Below are 22756 nucleotides of genomic sequence, written 5' to 3'. Positions count from 1 at the left end.
AAATAAAAACTAGGAGCGTGACGAAAAAATGACAAGCGAATTGCCAGTGCTAGAAAAAGAAGAAATACAAAGGGAAGATCTTGTACAGCAGCCGCAAGCCGTCGAAACATTATTCGTAAATGAGTTCATAGATGGTATTTTAGATCCACAACGGAAAATGCTTGGACCTGTCAAAGACGGTGGAACAATCATTGCTAATACGACACCAGGATGTTGGGGCCCGATGCTCACACCCACGATTCGTGGTGGACATGAAGTAACAAAGCCTGTATTTGTAGAAGGGGCAGAGGTAGGAGACGCCATTGTTATCAAGATTAAATCACTACAGGTAACATCCGTAGCAACAGCATCTGGGCACGATGAGGTAATTGTAGATCGATTCATTGGGGATCCGTTCGTATCAGTAAAATGCCCAGGCTGTGGTAAGCTTCATCCTAATACAGTTGTCAAAGGGATAGGTCGGCAGGCTATTCGCTGTTCGACATGTGATACTGAAACATCACCATTTAACATGACGAATGGTTATACTATGGCGTTAGATCATAAGGGCAATATTGGTGTCACTGTTGGACGAGAAGGGGCTCGTCGTATTGCACTTGATGCGAAAAATTATATGCGTACACCTGAAAATTCTGTGCAAAATCCTGTAGTTGCGTTAGCGCCAAGTGATTTGATTGGTGTTATGGCAAGAATGCGACCATTTTTAGGGCAGCTTGGAACAACACCCTCAAAGGCAATGCCAGACTCCCACAATGCTGGTGATTTTGGCTCGTTTTTAATCGGTGCACCCCATGAGTATTCATTTACGCAGACTGAATTAGATACACATCGTACAGATGGACATATGGATATAAGCCGCGTTCGTGAGGGGGCAACTATTATTTGCCCAGTAAAGGTTCCAGGTGGCGGTGTGTATATTGGTGATATGCACGCAATGCAAGGGGATGGTGAAATTGCGGGACATACAACGGATGTTGCTGGTATTGTTCAGCTTCAGGTAAGTGTATTGAAAAAAGTTGCTTTGGATGGCCCTATTTTATTGCCAAATTTAGAGGATTTACCTTATACGGCTAAACCTTTTACAAAGGAAGAAAAACGTCGTGCACGTGAGCTTGCAGAGGAATTTGGCGTTAAGCAAGTGGAGGAAGCATTTCCTGTATCAATTGTCGGCTCTGGAACATCATTAAATGAAGCAACGGCTAATGCTATCAGCCGTGCTGCAAGGCTTTTTGAAATGAGCGAGCCAGAGATTATGAATCGAGCGACAATTACAGGTTCAATTGAAATTGGTCGTCATCCAGGCGTCGTAACCGCAACTCTCCAAGTACCTAAAACAGTACTGAAAAAAGCACGAATTTATAAACCAGTGAAAAAGCAATATGATTAAATGCATACGGTGAAGTCCAAAAAGAAAGCAAACTAGAACATTTCATAGTTTGCTTTTTTGTGTTAATGGGGGAAAACAACGGATTTTTGTATGGAGAAAGTCCGAGACCATTTGAAATTATGTCCAAAATTTGACGTTTCGAAATTGAATTCTATTTAGTGGTGTTATAATAGAACAAGCTTAGGGTATACAAAAAATCGATACGGTTCTATAGAATTTTCAATAGAATGGAAGGTACTCATGGCAGATTTACCCTTTTAACCATTTTTTTAATGGCCTTATTAGGAATCATTCATCCACCAGCAGGAGCAAATCCGATTATTATTATTTTAGGAGGCTATGGATGGAACTATCTAGTAATGCCCGTTCTTATTGGCGCTCTCATAATCGTTTTCTTTGGTCTTATGATAAATAATCTACGAGAAACGCGGAAGTATCCTTTGTTTTGGTGAGGATTAAATTAAGCAAGTTGCGGTAAAATGTTACGCTTTCGATGCAGAGAAACATCCCTCAAAAAATTTGAAGGATTTGAAGACCTCTTGCATCTGTCGCTCCGCTTTCTTGTAACTATTTTGTTAGTCGCTCGTCTTCTGTTGTGAGATTGCTTTTTTCTCGATTGTATTAGTGAATGATGCATAGCTTTTCTTTAATTATGTATACTATGGCGCTAGCTTTGATTAGCGTTAGCAATGAGCTATTTGTGAAAATGGGCTACCAACTTATGAGTGATTGTCCGATGAGCTCATTTGCTGTTCTTCTGTTAAACCGTAAACTTAATCTTTTAACCCATCTATGAGACAGTTGCCCTTTATAGATGGCTTTTTTTATGCTGCTGTAGCTGAAGTTGTCGATTTTGCACGAATACATTTGTTGACTTCTTTTATACATATTTCGATTTCTTTAGCATATGATGGATAAGATTTGTTATATTGAAGAAAGAGTGTTAAAAAATTTGGCAAGTATTTTACAGAATAGGGGAAGATCGTTGTTGGTTGAATTTGATGGGGGGCTCCAGTTGCATGCTGTTGGATTGTGATGAGCAGTTATTCATGACATATAAACAAAGTGGTGAAAAGGGTGCTGAAAAATTACTTTCAAAATGGTTAGAGGCAGAAAGTGATTCACCGGCAGACCCGAAAATTCTAGGTACTGCACTTTCACCGAAATTATTTTTAGTGAATGAGGAAACTGCGATGAATATTGCGTTTTCAACTGCGCGAAAATATTGGGGTCGTGTAACGATAGATATGCAAACTTTTTTTAACAAGTATGGTTTGGATACTGAATTTGTGAATGAACGTCTCAATGCTTTTTTTTATACGCAAAAAGGCAAGGAGACCTTTTTTGATCAGCTTTTTGCACAGCATACAATGGACTTAGAGCGATTAATCTGGCTAATTTTCGGGAAGCGAATGCAAATTACAATGCCAGTCAACGAACTACAAACTATATTTTTATATAAATTTGAAAATGAATATTTAGTGCATATGATTTATAAAGAAGATGCTCAATTTTGGCATTGGCTTTTCATGAAAAAAGTTTATTCACTGTTTATCCACAAACCATTAGAACAATTCACATTTATCCATGAAATGATGGGTCATATTGAACAATCTACAAAAAAAATCTGTGGATATGTGGATAACTTTGTGAATAATTATAGAGGGACTCTGGATAAGTGTATAACTTACGTGGATAACTATAATGCTACTTGTTTAGCAAAAAAGCAGTTACATCTTTACCAAATTGTAACGCATTATCGTCTATCTGAAGGAGATTATTCATGCGTTAAAGCTCTCATTACTTCCTTTGAAGCAGATTGGCGTTATTCGATGTATGCAATGACAGAGAAAGAAAAAGTTCTGATTGCCTACCTTCTGTTTCATATAGCGCACAAGGAGAAGAATCCTGAAACTGTTATTCACTTCGGTGAGTATTTATTAGAAGATGAACGACTTAATAATTACGCGATAGAGATTTTATTGGAATATAAGGAATTGTTGCCGAATCGTAAGCCAACGCCTCCTGCTATTATTAAAAATTATGAACTAAATTTTTTAGAAAACTTGTATGCAGTATTACTTGATCATTACGTAAAAATGGGGCGTTATCAAGAGGGGCTTCAGCTTTTAAAGGAACATGTACTAGCATCCAATAAAAAAATACATGCCGCTTTAGTACAGAAAAACTATAGTAATGAGCAATTTATTGCGATGGAAGCGTCAGTTCAGCAGGATATTGCTCTTCATGTTAATAATTCATTACAGCATATTGGCTTGTCTGTGGAAGAGTGGCGCCAACATTATCGTCAGCCAGAAGCGCCTTATTCTTTGGTGGTGCAGAGCGCATCCTTGCATATGCTCAATATTTTAAAGGTGTTATTTGTGACGGAGCAGTACGAGCTTTTTGAAAAATTAATGGAAATATATAAAAAATATTTACTCATTGACGATCATTTCGAAAAGTTACGGGTCTTTATAAGTGCATACGTTTAACTTCTTTCAGCCGATTACGGACGCAATTATGCCGAGGCATAATTGATTAGAAATACAAAAAGTGTCTAATGTGTGTGTTAAATGCAGCATTAGACACTCTTTTAATTTTGTGTGGATATTATTCTAAAACCCCTTTGTCCTTTAAGTCTGCAATTTGCTCGGCACTATAGCCAAGTGAAGACAACACTTCCTCATTATGCTCTCCAAGCTTAGCACCGACATGCTTGTACTGCGGTTTAACACCGTCAAACTTAAACGCAGATGCAATTTGTTTTTGCGTAGTACCGTCGCTTTTGGGAATATCAACAATCATGTCACGAGCCTTGAGTTGAGGATGCTCGCATGCTTCTGGAAACGTTAATACTGGTTCGACACATCCCTCGAAATTCTCGTTAAACACTTCGAGCAATTCTTCGTAAGTCTTTGATAAGAATGCGTCATGGACGGCTTCTTTAAAACGAATTTGTGTATAGTATGAATCATTAAAAGTATTATCAATGAGCTCGGGAATATCAAGCGCTTCACAAAGCAATTTGCGGAATTGAGGCTCGAGACTTCCTACCGAGAAAAATCGACCATCTTTTGTTTTGTAAAAGTCGTAGTAGCTGCCACCGTTTAAAATTTCTTGCTCGGGCTGAGGCACGCGACCGCCGCCAATATAGGCAGACCCATACATAGCATTGAGCGAAAATACAGCATCGGTCATACTTATATCAATATATTGTCCTTCACCTGTTTTTTCACGATGTAAAGCAGCAGCGAGTACTCCAATTGCCGCATGCATCGTGCCCCCAGCAATATCAGCGAGCTGAATACCCATGGAGACTGGTTTTTTATCTTTATGGCGTGAATAGTCGAGCAAGCCAGCTAATGATAAATAGTTATTGTCATGTCCTGGCCGATTGCTAAATGGTCCAGTTTGCCCATAGCCTGTAATAGCACAATATATAACTTTAGGATTTACTTCTTTTAGAGCTTCGTAGCCAATGCCAAGCCGCTGCATGACACCAGGTCGAAATCCTTCGATAATTATGTCGTACTCTTTAATGAGTGACTTCACAATTTCTATAGCTTCAGGCGATTTTAAATTTAATGTTAATGACTTTTTAGAGCGATTCAAATGTTGATGAATATACGCCTCATGATCATCGTCGTAAGGAGGCATAATACGCGTTAAATCTACGCGCTTTGAGGATTCAACGTGAATAACCTCTGCGCCTAAATCAGCAAATATCATTGTCGCCATTGGCCCCGGTAGTAATGCAGAAAAATCGAGAATTTTTAACCCCTTTAAAATACCCAAATCTCCCAACCCCTTTTTGTGTAGGCTACATTGTCATCTATTCAAGATTGCATTGCAGCGCTTTTCTCATAATCCCCATTTTGTGAAAAGCATTTATTCGCGCTGTATTAATACAGAGTGAATGTAAATTATCAGTATTATAACAGAAGAATTGATGGCTTGACTATGTTAAATTTTATTATAAAATAATTAGTCAAAAAATTATATGTCAGAATAACAAAAAAAGTAAAAAAATTTAGAATATAGACTCCTTTTCATAACGTAGGGTTTATTTCTATCCCGAATGGGCGCTTTTCTGGGGGCGTTGGGGCAACGAATGTTTATTGCGCGACAGCGGCAATTGTTTTCTGTGCGAAAGCGCAGTGCAACGAAGTGGCAGCAACACGAGATTGGTCACGAAGGTGTTATCACAGGACGTGATGTTTTTAGCCTGCGCTCCTCTATTGCTAATCCCCAAGGAGTTAGTATCCACCCCAATCAACTTATATGTGGTATACGATTTAACAAATGTCATCGTCAATTTTCTGTGATGTGCTGAATAGAGATTATAAGTGAAATTATAGTAATCGGTTTATCAGAAGGTTCTGTTGTAATAAGAAGACAAAAAATCTCTATGCAATAAGTTCTGCATAGAGGTTTTTGTGTATATATCGTTGATCAATTTCAACCGTTCAACTACTTAGAATAAAAGTTAACCGTATAATAGGGGGCACCGTTATCTTTAAAGCAAACACCAACAAAAATATGTGTAAACTCTTTCCTTAAAATATTTATACGATGTCCTTTTGAATTCATCAGTGCTTCATGAGCAAATATACTATTGTGCTGACCTTGTGCTATATTTTCGCCATACCAATAGTGATTAACTCCACCAGCAGAGAGGCGGTCGTTGGAATGATTACCTTTATGATCTTCATGACTAAAAAATTGATGTGTGATCATATTGCTACTATGCTTCCGAGCAATAGGATTAGACCCTTTGTCATAAATGAGTGGTTGCAAGCCTTCTATAACTCGCTCATGGTTAATAAGGTCAACCATTAAATCTTCAAGCCCTGTTCGTAGTTCGTTGGATGGCTTACCATAATAACCACGTTTACTTAATTCTGTTTTGGCATTAATCCAAATAATAGAACGAACAATATTGTTTTTGTGTAAATCATAGAAAAAAGTAACATAGTGACCATCAATGAAATAGGTCCCATGTGTAGTATTACCTTCACAATCATTGTAATCGAGCAAATAGCTTGTATTTTCATAGTGAATGGATCTTAGCGGAAGACTGTATTTTCTATTTACATCTATTCGATTAGCACCGATACGAATACCAAATACGTTATGCCCAGTACGTGTTTCATATCCTCCAACCTCATTGGAATTATGCTTTCCTACGAGGGAAAATTGGGAGTAGTCCGTCTCTACTCGATGCCATTTCATTTTATATTCACTTTGAAAGCTGGATAGTGACAAAGTTTTTTGCGTATTTGTTATTTTTGTACGAGCTGACTTATTTGGATTGAGAGAAGTATTCGTCCAAAGAGCCATACTAAAACCAACCATTATTGGAGCTACTTTACGTAACAACATATTTAAAACCTCTTCTAATAATAAATTTATAATAAAAATCTATCAAAATAATAAAAGTTCTATAGATATAAAGTTACTATATTTTTGTTCGGTTAACGATGCTAAAATTATGGAACTTTCTCTACTATATGGCTAACCATCAAAACGTGGGGTTGATTTCCGTTCCGGCTGGGCGCTTTGTTGCTGCCGCTTCGCTTTCGCACAGATAAAATATTTGTTGCTGCCGCTTCGCTTTCGCACAGATAAAATATTTGTTGCTGCCGCTTCGCTTTCGCACAGAGCAAAGCTTCCTGGGGGCGTCGGGCTAACACGATGTTAGTCACGAAGGCGTTATCACAGGACGTGATGCTTTTAGCCTTCGTTCCTCTATTGCTGATCCCCAAGGAGTCGCCCAGCCTCCACTCCAATCAACTTATATACAAGGTAAATTTTCATTTCGAATTTTTATGGTGAGTCTACTATTTTATTTTTGTTATATGAGGGAATTATTTTTACAAATACTTTTCTCTCAATATAAGATATTTTCTTAATAAGGAATTTTTTTGTGCTTTAATAGAATAATAGAGGAAATTATAAACTAGGGGTAAAAGACAGAAAATGAAATCAAAACAGATAAAGTTAAAGTATTTAATCATGGGTGTTGCCATGGCTGCTTTTTTCTTAACAGGCATTGGTAGCATTTGGAGTGGTTACCGTATGAATGTTGCTTCGATTAAAGAAAATACGCTTGAAACGAATCGAGTATATGCACAAAAATTAGCAACAACAGCAAGTTCCTATCTTGAAGAATCTTTTCAGATTTTAGGATATAGCGCCAGCACGATAAAAACGAAAATGCATGATAACAATGCATTGATTCAGGAAACTGAGCGTTTGAAAATGCAAAATGACATGTTTAACTCTGTGCTGATCACAAATGCAGAAGGCCTTGTATTATCTATTTCACCACCATCTGAAGAGGTACAAGGTGCGGTGTTAACATCTATTGGAGCGAAAGAGGCTTTATCTAAAAGGGAACCTCTTGTCTCAAAGCCTTATAAAGGAATCACGGGGCGTCTCCTTATTTTTATATCATATCCTATATTTTCAGAGACAAATGAATATTTAGGAATGGTAGCTGGGACAATTTATTTAAAGGAACGAAATGTTTTTAATGAATTACTCGGAGAGCATTATTATCATGATGGTTCATATGTGTACGTAGTTGATTCAGATGGGCGTGTTATCTATCATCAGGACCCAAATCTCGTTAATGAAATTGCTATTGGTAATAAAGTAGTCAAAGCAGTGATTTCTGGAAAAAGCGGAACTCAGCAAGTAATGAATACTAAAGGAGTAGAAATGCTTGCTGGTTATAGCGCTGTACCTTTAACAAACTGGGGAGTAGTTGCTCAAAGACCGTTAGATGTAGCATTAGCTCCTTCGTTTGATAGAGTACAGGAAGTTGCTATAAAATCCATTCCGCTTATGCTAGTTTCAATTTTAATTGTCCTTTGGGCTGCAGCACGTATTGCAAATCCCTTACAACAATTAGCTACTTTAACAGAGGAGAGCATGGAATCGAAAAATGTAGAAGGCTTGAACTCTGTACGTAGTTGGTATTTTGAAGCGCATTATCTTAAAAGTGCTCTCATTCGGAGTTTAACATTTTTACAGGGACAGGTGTCCTTTTTTAAAGATCAATCTACAACAGATCCGTTAACAGGTGTAACCAATCGTCGCACAATGGATGCGATGCTAGCGGAGTGGCTTGAGAACAAGTTGCCACATGCCCTCATTCTGCTTGATTTAGATCATTTTAAAAGTGTTAATGATACGTATGGTCATGCAGTAGGTGATAAGGTTTTACAATTTTTAGCTCAAAATATGAAAGCTGTTGCTCGTGAGGGAGATGTTTGCTGTCGCTACGGTGGTGAGGAATTTGTGATGTTATTGCCAACTACTACAGCTGAGGAAGCGGCACAGGTGGCGGAGCAACTAAGCGATATTTTGGCGCATACTATAAGTCCTTGTGGTCGTCCAGTTACATTATCTGCAGGTGTTGCTGTATATCCGCAAATGGCCGACACGACGGAAGAGTTAATTGAAGCAGCAGATGGTGCGCTCTATCTTGCAAAACAAGCAGGACGAAATCAAGTCATAGTAGCAGAGCAAGAAAAAAATAAAAATTTTTTTTGAAATAAGCATACATTTCTAATTTTTGGGGTACATGATTAATGCAACGATCATTTGGGCAAACTACTTTTAAGTCATTCCCCATATGACTTATCAAACATGTTCAAATGATACGTAAATTCGGGACACATCTCTCGATCGACTTGACAAGATGCAAGGTTATCCCCCTTTCCCTTATGACATCACAAGTACGTCTAGATGTATGCCTATATATCGTTAAAAGCCAAGTGAGCACCGATGCTCCTTGGCTTTTTTATGTGTGCGTCCGATGAAAGGAATAAAAACTGAAATTGTTCCGATAAAACGAGAAAATATTCCGATAAAAGCTAAAATTGTTCCGATAAATCTTCAAAGTATTCATATAAAAATGAATTCATGCGCTCCAGGGTCTCATCTGTAACGCTAATCCCCAAGGGGGCGACCAGTCTCCACCACTCCAATCGATTAAACAAATGTCATCTCTAACTTTTGATAATGAACTTTTTTATGTTATTGCTGAATTTTTCCAACGATTATCTTCCATTAATTTAGGTTTATCTATGAAGGTTCACTATCTACCTGTCGATATAAAGGGTATGATGAAAATGATATTTTGAACGTATCAAATACATAGATGAAAGGAAGAATGGGATGGATAAAACAAAAATCCAAAAAGTGAACAAAGCACTTATAGCAACTGTATTTGCTACTAGTGGGATTGCTGTTGTAGTGCCACCACCACAAAAGGCAGCTGCAGCTTCTTCACCATTTACGGATGTTGACCCATATTCAAGTCATTATGACGATATTTTAAAATTATACACTCAAGGTGCGATTGATGGGTATGCAGACAAAACTTTTCGACCAAATCAAAGTGTAACACGTGGTCAGGCGGCAAAAATGCTGGCGACTGTTTTAAAATTAGATTTGAAAAATGTACAAGATCCATATTTAAAAGACGTTCCAAAAAATAGTGAATATTACAAGTATATAGCTGCCTTACAAAATGCAGGAATCATGTCTGGCTATTCAAACGGAACATTTATGCCGAATGAAGTGATGACACGTGGGCAATTAGCGAAAATTTTAGTGCTTGGCTTTAAATTTGAGGTAGCCTCTAATTACAACAATAGTTTCAAAGATGTAACTAGCGAAACAAGCAACGCTATCTATATCCAAAGTTTAGTAGATTTAAAGATTACGGAAGGGACAACGCCTGTCACTTTCTCACCACATAATGCGGTTACACGTGGACAATTCGCATCTTTTATTGTGCGTTCACAAGAGAAAAAAGGTAATGCCACATCTTTCAAAATTACAGATGTTGAAGACAATACTGTCTACATAAATGGCGATCCATACTCGGTACCAAAAAGTCTCTCGCATATTTTTAACGAAGATAATGCACCGGTATTAAAAGGTGCGCTTATTGAAGGGGATTTTTCAGGCAAAACTCTTCGCTCTGTATCAAAGCTTACATTGAATGCAAGTGGGACAAGCTCAAGATTTCTAGAGTTCGATGGCGATCATAAGTCCTTCGGCGCGACAATCGTTGTTAATGGGAACTATATTGAATTCTCAAATGTTACACTGACTGGCACTATGCTTGTCAACGAAACGGTCCGTCCACCTTTACAATTAGGCGTTTCCTACTATAAGCCATTATCTCTTGGCCGTATAGCAAGCACCAATACTGCATTTATCAACTGGTCGAATCCAGATAATCCAAATGATGAAGGCTCGTCCTCATCCAATAATGGTCCAGCAAAAGATCTTCAAGATTGGACAGATCAGAATTCCGACAAAAATCCTGATAAAAACAAGCCATTTGAGAACTGGTCTAAAGATAAAGTGACGATGAAAAATGTTGAAAAACATATTGAATTTTATAACAGCACTGTATCACGCCTAGTTGTCTCTCAAAGCGGTACAAAAATCGAAACAAATATGAAGCTACCACGAGTAGACATCATCGGGACTGTTCGTGAATTTGAGATTCAAGGAAATATCGGCACACTAAACCTTGATACAGAAACGAAGCTAACAATTTACGGAGATGGCAATATCGACTGGATTAACTACAATAGCTATACAGATTTAGAGCTATATCTAGATGGTCGTGTAGGTGTTCTGTATGTTGATAATGTATACGGTTGGGTTGATATTGGAGATTACACGTATATTGACAAAGTGATTATACCGAAGGGCGAGGGACCGAATAATATCTTCGACGACTTCTTAGAGGATAAAGATAATATCGGCAATATTGTAGATGAAGACGGTAAACCAGTCGATAAAGACGATATTGATAAACAGGATCCAGCTGATAAAACAAAACCGTTAATCGACATTACGAATGTAACAGTTTTAAATGGTAGTGATGTTCAGGTAGACTTCACTTCAGATAAAGTTGGAACCTACTACTATATTGTTCGCGAAAAAGAAGCCGATGCACCAACGAAAAAAGAAATGGTAAATCGCATTTCTACTGACAATGTTGCAAATGGAACAAGCGCAGCAGTGAATGGCAAAAACACTATTAAAATCTCTAATTTAGGTGAGAAAAAAGAATATGTTGTTTATGTGATGGTCGTTGATGGAGCGAAAAATGTTTCGGATATTAAATCACAATCATTCCAAATGAAAGATGGAACACCGCCAGTTGTTAAATCTTTAACAGTTAAACCTCTACATGGAGGAAAACGTGCAGAGTTTACATTTACAGCGAGTGAACCAGGAGACTATTACTACTACGTTCGTAAAGAGACGACTGCAGCTGATCCAACTACTGCAGATATTGTTGCTAAACCAACAGGTAAGGGTAAGGCAGTTGCAGGGAAACTTGGAATTACTGAAATTCTAACGGGTTTAGAGGCTGAAACAAAGTATCAACTTTATGTAGTGATGAAGGATGATTCAGGTAATTATTCAAAAGATCCTGCTGCAGTGGAGAAATTTACAACGCTAGAACTTGATAATATCAATCCATACGTTGAGAAGACGAAGCTTGAACCTGCCGCTGGAAAGGAAAATCAATTCTACATTTATTTAAATGAAGCATTAGACCCTGAAAGCGCACGAAATGTAAATAACTACGATTTATCAGGAACAGTTATCGTCAATACGACAGGACAGAAAAAAATTAAACCTTCTGCTGTAGAATATAAAGAAGGCGATAAAAAAGTATTATTAACCATTCCATCAGAAACAGGTTTTGTTTATGGAGATACATTACGTGTAACAGTATTACCTGGTGTTAAGGATTTAGCAGACAATGAATTTGAAAATGCCAATACTGTTGAACCTGGTAAAACTGTTCGGAACTTTGCAGAATATGTGCATGAAAATTATGTTCCACCAAAGATTCTAGAATTAAACGTTATTGGGAAGCCAGATCAAGATGAAAAATATAAACGAGCTGAGGTAGAATTTAAGCCAAATAAAGCAGGGACGTACTATTACATGGTGTTACCTGATACAGTCGAAGACAATGGAGAAACAAAAACATTTGAGCAATATTTAAAAGATAAAGGTATCACGGAGAGAGATTTCTATAATGAATTTGCGAATGAAGCATCATTAAAATCAGGGTACTTCCAAATAGGTGGAAAAGATATATATATTGAAATTGGTTCTGGTCCAGCCGACTTAGAAGCTGATACAAAGAAATTCCCGATTGTTATTGATAAAGATAAACTAAATCCATTTATAAGCTATTCGGTTCATATGATATTAAAAGACCGTGGCGGCGAACTTTCTAAAATAACTTCTAAAGAAATATTTGGGGACTCAAGAGCACCATTAGTTACCGAGATAGCAGTGAAGTCTGGTACTACTAAAGGTTATGATGATACGAAAGCCACTGTAAGTTTCAGTACAGATGAGACAACAAAGCTTCATTACTGGTTCGTACCAAAGAAAAACGCGGATGGAACAGATAATCCAGATGCAAAGCTAACTATTAACACGGCAGCAGAAAGAAAAACATTAGAAGACAAACTTAAATCAAGTCCTTCAGTCACAAAAAGTGGAAAAGGTGCGTCGGGAACTTTAGATATGCCAGGAGTTACTTTAACACCACATACCGAATATGTTGTTTATTTAGGTGCACAGGATACGTATGGTAACTTTACTGTGTATAAAGCCAATGAAGACGGAGACAATCACGATGAAACAAATGCTGGTTGGATGAAACAAGACTTCTATTCCGATGGCACACCACCACGTTTCGAAATGACAGTTGATAAAGAAAAGAAACGTAATATTGTATATCGTAATCCAGATGATACGTTTACGATTACATTCAGTGAAGCCATCATGCGTGATGAAAATGGCGATTCTTCAATTAAAGATCTAAGTTTATTAACAATTACAGACGAAGATAACAAAGATATTACCTCACAATATCAATTTGTTAAGTATACACAGGGTACAGCAACAACAGAGGAGAGTCAGTTAATTATTAAACCAACTGCCTCAGGTACAGCGGATAGAACATTTACCGTTAAGATGAAAGATGAAGCACGTGACTACATTATTTCAGATAATAAGGGTAATAAGTTTGATATAGCTGACTTCGGTAAGTATGTATATCAAGGTAAAGATGCATATAACACGATGAGTTATGCTAACTTAACAGGAAATATTGGCGGCGTACCAGCAGAATATAATTCAACAACAATGGATGTTTCTGTAAACATTCTGACACTGCTTGAATTAAACCAAGAATACTTCTATGCGGTTACTGCTGCGAATAAAACAACATTAGATCCACAATTAATATTAGATAGTGTTAAAAATAATAAACCAGCCGATAATGGAATATTATCATTTGGTAAAGGATCAGTAAAAAAAGCAGCAGATGGAAGTGCAATTTTACCTCTTGTAGCTAATCCATCTACTGATCCAGGGATTAAGAATGTGTTTAAAACGGGTCAAAGAGTATTCTTATTCACAAAAGATCAATATGGAAATATTGTTTGGGCTTATCAAAAAGAGACAAATGGTACAGGCCATACCCCACAACAATATGTGGAAATTCAGTATTCACCTAAACCATAAAAAAGAAGCAAAGCTAGAGAATTCTTATGTTGAATTCTCTAGCTTTTTTTCATCAAATATTAACAACTACAAAGCAGTATACCCACCATCCACAGTAAACACGCCTCCTGTAACAAAAGACGAAGCCTCCGAAGCTAGGTATAACGCAATACCACCTAGTTCATCCGGTGTTCCGGGTCTGCCCATAGGGGTAAGGCTCATCCAAGTATCAATCATGTCTCCACCTTGTTCAAAATACGGCTTTGTCAGCTCTGTTTTCATGTATCCTGGAGCAATTGTATTCACTTTGATATTATGCTTTGCCCATTCCATTGCTAAACTTTTCGTAAGCATAATCACGCCGGCTTTTGATGCGTTATAAGAAGATTGGCATTGTGGAGTATTAGCAATGACGCCAGACATAGAGGAGATATTCACGATAGATCCTCGTTTTTGGTCAATCATTACTTTGCCAACAGCTTTTGATACTAGAAAAACTCCATTTAAATTGATATTGATGACTTTATTCCAATTTTCAAATGACATCTCTTCGGCTTTTTCATGAATTGTGATGCCAGCGTTATTAAATAAAACATCTATTTTACCGAAATGCTTCAACACCTTGGTTACCATATCATTGACTTGTTGTTCATTGGTTACATCCATTTTGATCGCAAGAGTGTCTATTCCTTCATCACGCTTGAATTGATTAGCTGTTTTCTGGGCTTCCTCTAGATTTAAATCGGCTATGACAATATGAGAACCAGCTTGTGCTAAAGCAAGTGCCATTGCTTTTCCTAATCCCATTGCTCCTCCAGTTACAATAGACACCGTATCTTTAAGACTAAATCTATTTAAAATACTCATATATTTACACTTCCTTTTATTTGATGTTACCGCTTTCATTAATAGGGATACATCTAAATTTAATGTGCAATTTCGATTGATTGATTGTCATCTGTAGCTGGTTTACTGATGTTTTGATCGACTTTCATAAAGAATGTCAGTATAAAGCCAACTATATATAATATAGTAAGTGTCCATATAGCCCCTTCAACACCAGCGATCGGCACAATTGCTGTTACAATTGCTGGTCCAACAAAGTTACTTAAACCTGCTGATAAATTGTGCATGGACACTGCTGCACCTTTATGAGATGGTTCCAGTGTTGGGAAAATAGCCGACATTGGTACGAACGCAGCAATGGCAAATCCAAAGAATACAGCTACAAATAATCCAACCCAAATATTTGGTCCAAAGGATATCGGTAAATAGTAAAAAATTAATGTAGCGATGGCCATACCTATACAACCAAACCATCTTACCTGTCTAACCCATCCAAGTTTATCTCCAAGAATACCCCACATTAGGTTCGTGAAAATAGTTGTTGCATAGACAGCTCCCCAAATACGTAGCCATTCGGACATCGTAAATCCGATTTGCTCTGTAAAAACAATCGGTAGTATAACGACAAAACCAAAGAGCGAGATTTGATTAATAATACGTACAGCTGAAGCGATAACGATTTGTGGGTTTTTCGCGATTGTAATCCCTCTTAGTAATTCTTGCAGTGGTCCTTCATTTGTCGTATTTTCTTTATAACTATTGAAGTCATCCTTTATTAAAAACATCGCCATCAAGCCGCCGATGGCAATAAAGAGAATTGCCGACCATAATGTACCCATAAATCCGATTGCAGGAATTGAAAAGCTTGGTAGGTATGTACCAAAGACTCCTACTCCCACTGAATACATACACCAAAACCAACCCATTGCAGAAGCTAATCTTTGTTTTGGAGCAGCATATGCAATCCAAACTACAAAGCCGTAAATAAACATCGGATAGGCAATCCCTCGAATCCCATACATGATAAGCATCATAGCATAGTTTTTTGGTTCAAGGCCTAATGTTAAAAAGCCAATATGGAAAATAATCCAAAGTACAAAACCGATGATCATAGTACGACGTGGCCCAGTTATTTCTGCCAGTACTCCTGAAAGCCAAGAAGCTATGGCAACAGTGAGTCCATATACTGTAAAGACTAATGAGGCCTGCTGTGTAGAAAACCCTAAATCAACTATATACTTTGATAAAAATGCTTGTTCAATTCCGTCTCCTGTCATAAAGAAAGCAATGGCAATATATCCCCAAATTAATGCTATTGGTAAACCAAAGACTTGCTTCTTTGATGGAGATGCAGTTAAGCTACGATTCATAATGTTTCCCTCCTTAATCCTTTTTATCATTACGCCTTGATTAGTGTCTCACGGTTTTGAACTGTGCCATGAACCTGCAGGGGGCAGGGGAGTTAGCTATTGTTTTAAGTCGATTTGACTTCAGACAGATTAATTGCCGCTTTAGTTTAATACCTTTAATTTAGTTACCGTCTGCTTACAAAAAAGGCTTCTACAATCGTATTTATCTCGCCCCTGTAAGAGGGGAGTATTCGATGGTAGTCGCTCCGCTACAAAACTATGCGAGAATGACAAGGGTTCCTAACCTTTGAGTGTAATTTTTTTTAGGAACCCAATTTTGATCTATGGTATTAAAATAACTTTTAAAGAGCCGGCTCCGCTTTTTACCATTTCAAAACCCTTCTGAAACTCTTCTAGAGGGAGTTTATGAGTAACTACCCCCTCAGTAGGGAGGGCACCAGATGCGATTCCATTAATAACATTTGGATAACAGTAAGGTCCTAAGTGCGCACCTAAAATATCAAGCTCTTTACGATCACCGATAATACTCCAATCGACAGTTACTGGACTTGAAAATACACTAAACTCCACAAAGCGCCCAAGCTTCCGGATGGCGTGTAAACCCTGAATAACACTAGCGGGTGCACCAGTTGCTTCTATATAAACATCACATCCATAACCCTCTGTCATATTTTTAATTTCCTCCACTACATCGACCTTTGAAGGGTTGAGAACAATATCTGCTCCAAATTGTTTGGCAAGTTCCAAGCGATCGTCTCGTATATCTAAAACTACTAATGTACCAGGACTTCGTAGTTTCGCAGCTGCTACCATTCCTAGTCCAAGCGTTCCAGCACCTGAGATGACAACAAAATCTCCTATTTGAATATTAGCTCGATTTACTGCATGCATAGAACAAGCATAAGGTTCAATTAGAATAGCTTTTTCAATAGATAAATCATGAGGTACTTTATGGTTAATAGCGTTTACTGGAAACTTCATATATTCGGCCATTCCACCGTTCACATTGTACTGAAAGCCGTATATATCATGCTTTTCACACATCCAGTATTGACCGCGCTTACAATATCGACAAGTATTACAAGGTACAATTTGTTCTGAAATAAGGCGATCTCCAACAGAAAACTCTGTCACGCCATTGCCCACTTTGATAACAGTTCCTACAAATTCATGTCCCGGGATGACTGGAGTTTTTACATAACTAGGCTGACCATCCTCTCCGCCCCAAAACATTGGTGCTCCATCCCAAGCTTTTACATCACCTGCACAAATGCCACAGGCCTCTACCTTAATCAGGACTTCACCTGCTTCTGGAGAAGGTACATCCACAGATTCAAGTAAATATTCACCGGGACCATGGCATACAACCGCTTTCATTTTACTAGCTACATTTGACATGAGTATCCTCCTCGTTAGTTATCTGTATTTTCTGAAAATTGAGTATCTATTGTTATATTTAAAGATTACTTTGAAGATAGACAACATGGGTTTGCAAATATTCTTCTAGGCCATGTCTTCCATCGGCACCACCGATACCTGACTTTTTCCATCCTGCATGGAAACCTTGTATAGCTTCAAAGTTTTCACGATTAACATATGTTTCCCCAAACTCTAATTCTTTACTTGCACGCATTGTCACATCTATATTTTGAGTGAAAATAGAGGATGTTAGGCCATACTCACAATCATTAGCTAGTTCAAGTGCTTCATCTAAGTCATTGAAAGTAGCGATCGGAAGTACAGGACCGAAAATTTCTTGGCGCATAATTTCCATTTCATTATTTACATTTACAAGTACGGTTGGTTCATAAAAATAACCCTTGTCTTGTGAAGAGCGCTTACCACCTGTTAAGAGCGTAGCCCCATTAGCAACTGCTTCTTGTACCATTTTCTCTACCGATTCAAGTGCCTCTTTACTAGAAAGAGGTCCCATATCAATCTCTTTATTCATTAATGGATCTCCATAGGTTACCTCGGACATTGCCTTTGTTATTTTTTTAATAAAATCATCTGCAATGTTTTTATGAACATAAACACGTTCTGTGCAGTTACATACTTGTCCTGTATTAATGACACGAGAAGCGACAATCGAACGTACTGCTAAATCTATATCTGCATCATCCATAACGATAGCAGGTGCTTTTCCTCCCAATTCCAAAGATACTTTTGTAATATTTTCTGCCGCTGCCCGCATAACAGCAGCACCAGCATTATAGCTTCCTGTTAAACTGACCATTCCTACCTTTGAATTGCCAGCCAACTCTTGTCCAAGGGTCGTTCCGCTACCAGTTACGATATTGATAACCCCTTTAGGCAAGCCTACTTTATCAATGATTTTTGCAAACTCTAGTGCATTATTAGGGGATAAATCACTTGGCTTTAGAACAATCGTATTACCTGTGATTAAAGCAGGTGCTGCTTTACGAGCAATTAAGAAAAATGGGAAATTCCATGGTAAAATACCAGCTATAACGCCAATCGGTTCTTTATGAATAAAAATTTGCTCATTTGGTCGATCACTTTGTACGATTTCTCCTTCATAGCGTCTTGCCCAGCCTGCCATATAATCTATATAATCCGCAGTAAAGTTAACCTCTGTTTCAGCAAGGGAAAGAGTCTTTCCCATCTCCTCTGATATTGTGCGTGCTAAAATTGGAGCATTTTCACGTATTTCTTTAGAAATTGCTTGCAAGTACCGTCCTCTCTCAATAGACGGAAGCTTGGCCCAATCCTTTTGTGCTTTCTCAGCGGAATAAATAGCTAGTCGTACATCTTCCACAGTCCCTTTAGGAACCTCTGAAATAATTTCTTCCGTTGCTGGATTAATGACTTGTGTTTGCTCACCTGAGCTAGAACTAACAAATCGCCCATTAATGTACATTTGATATTTTCTCATAATCTTTACATCTCCTCGCAAAAATGTATTTTTTAATTTATTTCAGCGGGTGTCCAAACATCCGCTGAAATAAATTAAAGCCTCCGGCGGATGTCACAGAAATCGGAAAGGAGTTCTTTGTGCTAGCACAAAGCCGATTCCGGACGCAATTATGCTGAGGCCTAATTGATAAATAAAAAACTAGTTATTTGTGTACCCCTAGAGATTAGGAAAACGACCAGGAACTTTGAATTTTTCCTCACGTAATTGAACCAATGTTGTTACCTGTTCTTTTGTTAACTCCTTTGGTTCTCCGATTGCTGAAGTTAGATAAAGAAGCTTCGCATAAAATTCCATGGACTCCATTTTGAAATAAGCACTCATTAAGTCGATCCCACAAGTTAGTGCACCATGATTGGCTAATAAAATGGCATCATGATTTTGAAGGTAAGGAACGATTGAATTAGGTAACTCTTCTGTGGAGGGAGTCCCATATTCTGCTATAGGAACTTCTCCTAAAAAAATAGTCGATTCAGGCATTATTTGTTTATTAAGCGGTATACCACAAATAGCGAAGGCTGTGGCATATAAGGGATGAGCGTGCACAACTGCTGTTACGTCGGAACGTTCCTCATAAACACGTAAATGCATCTTAATTTCTGAGGATGGCTTTGTGTTTAATAGATTGTCCTCAATTACCTCTCCTTTACTATTAATCTTGCATATCATATCTGGGGTCATAAACCCTTTAGAAACTCCTGTTGGGGTACATAAGAAAGAATTTTCTGAAATTTTAACAGAAATGTTTCCATCATTTGCAGCCCCCATGTCTTTCATATACATTCTTTTTCCTAAGTCGCATATTTGCTCTTTCAATACTTGTTCTGAAACATTCATTAAAAACCTCTCCTTACTAATTTCTAAATCTTAGATTAGATTCTATGTTTTTAATTCTTCTTTGTCAACATAAACAAAAATATAATTCTTTATTTAAGTCTGTTTGTGTTGTTTTGAAGATAGGGAGTGGAGTAAAATGAAATAGGGATGGTGAGATTATGATGACTAAATACAGAAAATGTTTAGCTTTTGATTTTGGCGCATCTAGCGGAAGACTAATAGCGGGGGTTTACGATGGAGAAAAGATCATCTTAGAAGAGATTTATCGTTTTGAAAATGAACCAGTTACAATAAAAAATCATTTACATTGGAATCTTGAACTTTTGTATAAACACATACTAAGTGGATTAGAAGTAGCTTCAAAGGATAGGTTGGAGTTTGATAGTATCGGAATTGATACTTGGGGAGTTGATTACTGTCTTTTAGATAAAGAAGGAAACCCTATTCACTGGCCATTCCATTATCGGGATACTAGGACAGAAGGTGTTTCTTCAAAATCACCAATTCAATTTGAAGAATTCTATTCTAAAACGGGCATACAATTTTTACCCTTTAATACAGTTTATCAATTATTTGTTGAATTCCAAAATAACCCAGAACTAAATCAACAGGCTGAACACTTATTGTTTATGCCTGATTTATTTAATCATTTTTTAACAGGAAACAAAAAGACGGAATATACAATTGCATCAACTAGTCAACTATTGAATGTAGAGGGCAAGCAATGGGACTTTGACATCATTAAGCGATTAGGATTTCCTAAACGCCTTTTTCAGGAAATCATTTTTCCTGGCGAGATTTACGGAATGTTAGATAAAAAACATAGGAGAAAAATCGGTATGAGTAATTCAGTTCCAGTTATTTCAGTAGGAAGTCATGATACTGCTAGTGCTGTTGCTGGAATACCTTTAGAACATGAAGATAGCGCCTATTTAATTTGTGGATCTTGGTCTTTGTTAGGACTTGAAATTCAAAATCCTATAGTTAATGAACAATCTTTGAAAGAGTCTTTCAGCAATGAGGGTGGGGTATTAAATACAATCAGATTTCTTAAAAATATTAATGGTATGTTTTTATTGCAACAATTAAAAAAACACTATAATGAAATATTTACAAAAAAAATAGATTTTGTTGATATTATTAACGCTGCGAAATTATCGAATAAAAGCTTTTCTATTAATCCAAATCACTCTTTATTTTTATCGCCGGATAATGTTATGGAAGCTATTAATGCCTATTGCATTTCTACAAAACAAGGCAAACCTGATAATCTAGGTGAGTGGGCAATTGCTATCTATAACGGATTAACACAAGAATTTAAAAATCAATTACTTAACCTTGAGAATATTACTGGTAAAAAGATAAAACAGATTCATATGGTTGGAGGCGGTATTCAAGACGAATTATTATGCCAAATGACTGCCAATGTAACAAACAAGAAAGTGATAGCTGGTCCCGTTGAATCTAGTGTTCTAGGAAATATTATGATTCAACTATTTGCTTTAGGAGAGGTCTCAACTCTTTCAGAAATAAGACAGATCATAAAAAGGTCTGTTTCCTTAAAGGTATATGAACCACAATCTTGAAGGTAGTAATTAGTCATTGCGTTCTTAGCATACGTACCACTAAATCAATTAACGTCCCTCTGCTCTGCTTAGTATAGAGAGACACTTTCTCTCACAAAAATATTTACGGAAGAATGGAAGTTGAATAGTTTAAATAGAAGAATACACTATGAAAAAGCGAAAATTCACGTATCGTTATTGTTACCTAGGTAATGATACGATATGGAGTTTTCGCTTTGTCTTCTTCACTTGTCTAATCGAGTATTGTTACTAATTTTTGTAATTGTCTTCTTTCCCAAGTACAATTTAAACAAAGCGAAAATTATCAGATGTACTAGTGAAATAATCATATCAAAACGAGCATATTTCCTTCGCTCTTGCTTGGAAATTATAGTTTCGACTTTTGAAGGGGAAAATAAAAAGAAAAAATGGGGATTTATTATGTTACCAAAAGAACGATTGCAAAAAATAATAGATTTAATCCAAATTGAAAAGAAAGTTTATGTCTCTGAACTAAGCCAAAAATTTTCAGTCACAGAGGAAACCATTCGAAGAGATCTTGAAAAATTAGATAAAAAGGGAATTGTATCAAGAACTTACGGAGGGGCAGTAATAAACCGAAACGGCTCAGAGGATTTACCTTTTAATACAAGGACTTCTCTTAATATAGATTTAAAAAAATCAATAGTTTCGAAAATACATCATCTGATTAAAGATGGAGATAAATTAATGGTTGACCCTAGCTCAACAGCGTTAGAATTGGTCAAAGCATTATATGACAAACAAGATTTAACGTTAATTACTAATTCCATAAAAATATTAAATGAGTTTAGCGATTCACACTTTCAAATTATTTCAACAGGGGGAGAGTTACGAAAAAAATCACTTTCCTTAGTAGGCCCTGCTGCAGAAGCTACCGTTAATAGATATTTTGCAGATATCCATGTATTTAGCTGTAAGGGGATATCGCTGGAACATGGTATTACAGAATCTAATGAGCCTGAAGCGGAATTAAAAAAATGTATGCTTAAAAATTCTAAGGTCAATCTTTTACTAGTAGATCACACTAAATTTAATAAAGCAGCATTTTTAAAACTATTTGATCTTAGTGATATCGATGTTCTTGTAACAGACAAAAAACCATCCGCGGAATGGATAGAGAGACTAAAAACAGATCATGTCCAGCTAATATATTGAATACCTTAGTGTATTCAAGAATAAAAAAGAGGGGCTTTTA

The 22756-nt window shown here is 37.1% G+C and carries 16 protein-coding genes; 8 read left to right on the top strand and 8 right to left on the bottom strand.

All coding sequences use genetic code 11. From position 1 onward, the window contains the following. Positions 1–28 precede the first annotated feature (28 nt). From ACFCYJ_RS13050 to ACFCYJ_RS13040, 3 genes are all read left to right on the top strand, one after another. Positions 29–1387, top strand: a complete 1359-nt coding sequence (locus ACFCYJ_RS13050) for an acetamidase/formamidase family protein (protein ID WP_376074367.1) — start codon at positions 29–31, stop codon at positions 1385–1387. Between the two features lie 227 nt (positions 1388–1614). Further along, positions 1615–1839: an HPP family protein gene (locus ACFCYJ_RS13045; protein WP_376074366.1), complete on the top strand. Its 225-nt coding sequence runs from the start codon at positions 1615–1617 to the stop codon at positions 1837–1839. Between the two features lie 567 nt (positions 1840–2406). Continuing rightward, positions 2407–3882 (top strand): hypothetical protein, encoded by a 1476-nt coding sequence (locus ACFCYJ_RS13040; RefSeq protein ID WP_376074365.1) that lies wholly within the window; start codon positions 2407–2409, stop codon positions 3880–3882. A gap of 118 nt (positions 3883–4000) precedes the next feature. Here ACFCYJ_RS13040 and ACFCYJ_RS13035 read toward each other — a convergent pair whose 3' ends face one another. Further along, complete coding sequence (locus tag ACFCYJ_RS13035; protein ID WP_376074364.1) at positions 4001–5185, bottom strand: CaiB/BaiF CoA transferase family protein; 1185 nt, start codon at positions 5183–5185, stop codon at positions 4001–4003. A gap of 349 nt (positions 5186–5534) precedes the next feature. Between ACFCYJ_RS13035 and ACFCYJ_RS13030 the strand changes: the two genes are divergently transcribed. After that, positions 5535–5723, top strand: coding sequence for a hypothetical protein (locus ACFCYJ_RS13030; protein WP_376074363.1), 189 nt, complete (start codon positions 5535–5537; stop codon positions 5721–5723). Positions 5724–5860: 137 nt separating this feature from the next. On the opposite strand, the gene ACFCYJ_RS13025 is transcribed toward ACFCYJ_RS13030, so the two are convergent. Continuing rightward, positions 5861–6772: a CAP domain-containing protein gene (locus ACFCYJ_RS13025; RefSeq protein WP_376074362.1), complete on the bottom strand. Its 912-nt coding sequence runs from the start codon at positions 6770–6772 to the stop codon at positions 5861–5863. Between the two features lie 107 nt (positions 6773–6879). Further along, a complete protein-coding gene (locus ACFCYJ_RS13020; RefSeq protein ID WP_376074361.1) occupies positions 6880–7155 on the bottom strand; it encodes a hypothetical protein in 276 nt (91 codons plus the stop codon). Between the two features lie 214 nt (positions 7156–7369). Between ACFCYJ_RS13020 and ACFCYJ_RS13015 the strand changes: the two genes are divergently transcribed. Continuing rightward, positions 7370–8950, top strand: coding sequence for a sensor domain-containing diguanylate cyclase (locus tag ACFCYJ_RS13015; RefSeq protein WP_376074360.1), 1581 nt, complete (start codon positions 7370–7372; stop codon positions 8948–8950). Positions 8951–9577: 627 nt separating this feature from the next. Further along, on the top strand, positions 9578–13987 hold the full coding sequence (locus tag ACFCYJ_RS13010; RefSeq protein ID WP_376074359.1) for an S-layer homology domain-containing protein: 4410 nt from the start codon (positions 9578–9580) through the stop codon (positions 13985–13987). 66 nt (positions 13988–14053) lie between these two features. Here ACFCYJ_RS13010 and ACFCYJ_RS13005 read toward each other — a convergent pair whose 3' ends face one another. The 5 genes from ACFCYJ_RS13005 to ACFCYJ_RS12985 form a co-directional block, all read right to left on the bottom strand. Then, positions 14054–14833: an SDR family NAD(P)-dependent oxidoreductase gene (locus ACFCYJ_RS13005; protein WP_376074358.1), complete on the bottom strand. Its 780-nt coding sequence runs from the start codon at positions 14831–14833 to the stop codon at positions 14054–14056. A gap of 59 nt (positions 14834–14892) precedes the next feature. After that, entirely contained in the window at positions 14893–16182 is a 1290-nt protein-coding gene (locus ACFCYJ_RS13000; RefSeq protein ID WP_376074357.1) for an MFS transporter, read from the bottom strand. Between the two features lie 321 nt (positions 16183–16503). Continuing rightward, positions 16504–17580, bottom strand: a complete 1077-nt coding sequence (locus ACFCYJ_RS12995) for an alcohol dehydrogenase catalytic domain-containing protein (protein ID WP_376074356.1) — start codon at positions 17578–17580, stop codon at positions 16504–16506. Between the two features lie 58 nt (positions 17581–17638). Then, positions 17639–19078 (bottom strand): aldehyde dehydrogenase, encoded by a 1440-nt coding sequence (gene aldA / locus ACFCYJ_RS12990; RefSeq protein WP_376074355.1) that lies wholly within the window; start codon positions 19076–19078, stop codon positions 17639–17641. Positions 19079–19276: 198 nt separating this feature from the next. Next, entirely contained in the window at positions 19277–19954 is a 678-nt protein-coding gene (locus ACFCYJ_RS12985) for a class II aldolase/adducin family protein (protein ID WP_376074354.1), read from the bottom strand. 158 nt (positions 19955–20112) lie between these two features. On the opposite strand from ACFCYJ_RS12985, the gene ACFCYJ_RS12980 reads away from it, so the two are divergent. Then, positions 20113–21540, top strand: coding sequence for a rhamnulokinase (locus ACFCYJ_RS12980; protein WP_376074353.1), 1428 nt, complete (start codon positions 20113–20115; stop codon positions 21538–21540). A 360-nt stretch (positions 21541–21900) separates the two neighbouring features. After that, entirely contained in the window at positions 21901–22716 is an 816-nt protein-coding gene (locus ACFCYJ_RS12975; RefSeq protein ID WP_376074352.1) for a DeoR/GlpR family DNA-binding transcription regulator, read from the top strand. The last annotated feature ends 40 nt before the right edge of the window (positions 22717–22756 follow it).

This window comes from Lysinibacillus sp. NPDC056232 (assembly GCF_042267565.1).
Lineage (GTDB): Bacteria > Bacillota > Bacilli > Bacillales_A > Planococcaceae > Lysinibacillus.
The sequence above is the reverse complement of the archived record's forward strand: the minus strand, read 5'-3'. Positions and strand labels throughout refer to the sequence as shown.

What these genes read in the sequence shown, in the direction of transcription:
- ACFCYJ_RS13010 (WP_376074359.1), top strand. Translation starts at nt 9,578, where the DNA reads ATGGATAAAACAAAAATCCAAAAAGTGAACAAAGCACTTATAGCAACT.
- ACFCYJ_RS13015 (WP_376074360.1), top strand. Translation starts at nt 7,370, where the DNA reads ATGAAATCAAAACAGATAAAGTTAAAGTATTTAATCATGGGTGTTGCC.
- ACFCYJ_RS12995 (WP_376074356.1), bottom strand. Translation starts at nt 17,580, where the DNA reads ATGTCAAATGTAGCTAGTAAAATGAAAGCGGTTGTATGCCATGGTCCC.
- ACFCYJ_RS13040 (WP_376074365.1), top strand. Translation starts at nt 2,407, where the DNA reads ATGCTGTTGGATTGTGATGAGCAGTTATTCATGACATATAAACAAAGT.
- ACFCYJ_RS12980 (WP_376074353.1), top strand. Translation starts at nt 20,113, where the DNA reads ATGATGACTAAATACAGAAAATGTTTAGCTTTTGATTTTGGCGCATCT.
- ACFCYJ_RS13005 (WP_376074358.1), bottom strand. Translation starts at nt 14,833, where the DNA reads ATGAGTATTTTAAATAGATTTAGTCTTAAAGATACGGTGTCTATTGTA.
- ACFCYJ_RS12985 (WP_376074354.1), bottom strand. Translation starts at nt 19,954, where the DNA reads ATGAATGTTTCAGAACAAGTATTGAAAGAGCAAATATGCGACTTAGGA.
- ACFCYJ_RS13050 (WP_376074367.1), top strand. Translation starts at nt 29, where the DNA reads ATGACAAGCGAATTGCCAGTGCTAGAAAAAGAAGAAATACAAAGGGAA.
- ACFCYJ_RS13000 (WP_376074357.1), bottom strand. Translation starts at nt 16,182, where the DNA reads ATGAATCGTAGCTTAACTGCATCTCCATCAAAGAAGCAAGTCTTTGGT.
- aldA (WP_376074355.1), bottom strand. Translation starts at nt 19,078, where the DNA reads ATGAGAAAATATCAAATGTACATTAATGGGCGATTTGTTAGTTCTAGC.
- ACFCYJ_RS13045 (WP_376074366.1), top strand. Translation starts at nt 1,615, where the DNA reads ATGGAAGGTACTCATGGCAGATTTACCCTTTTAACCATTTTTTTAATG.
- ACFCYJ_RS13025 (WP_376074362.1), bottom strand. Translation starts at nt 6,772, where the DNA reads ATGTTGTTACGTAAAGTAGCTCCAATAATGGTTGGTTTTAGTATGGCT.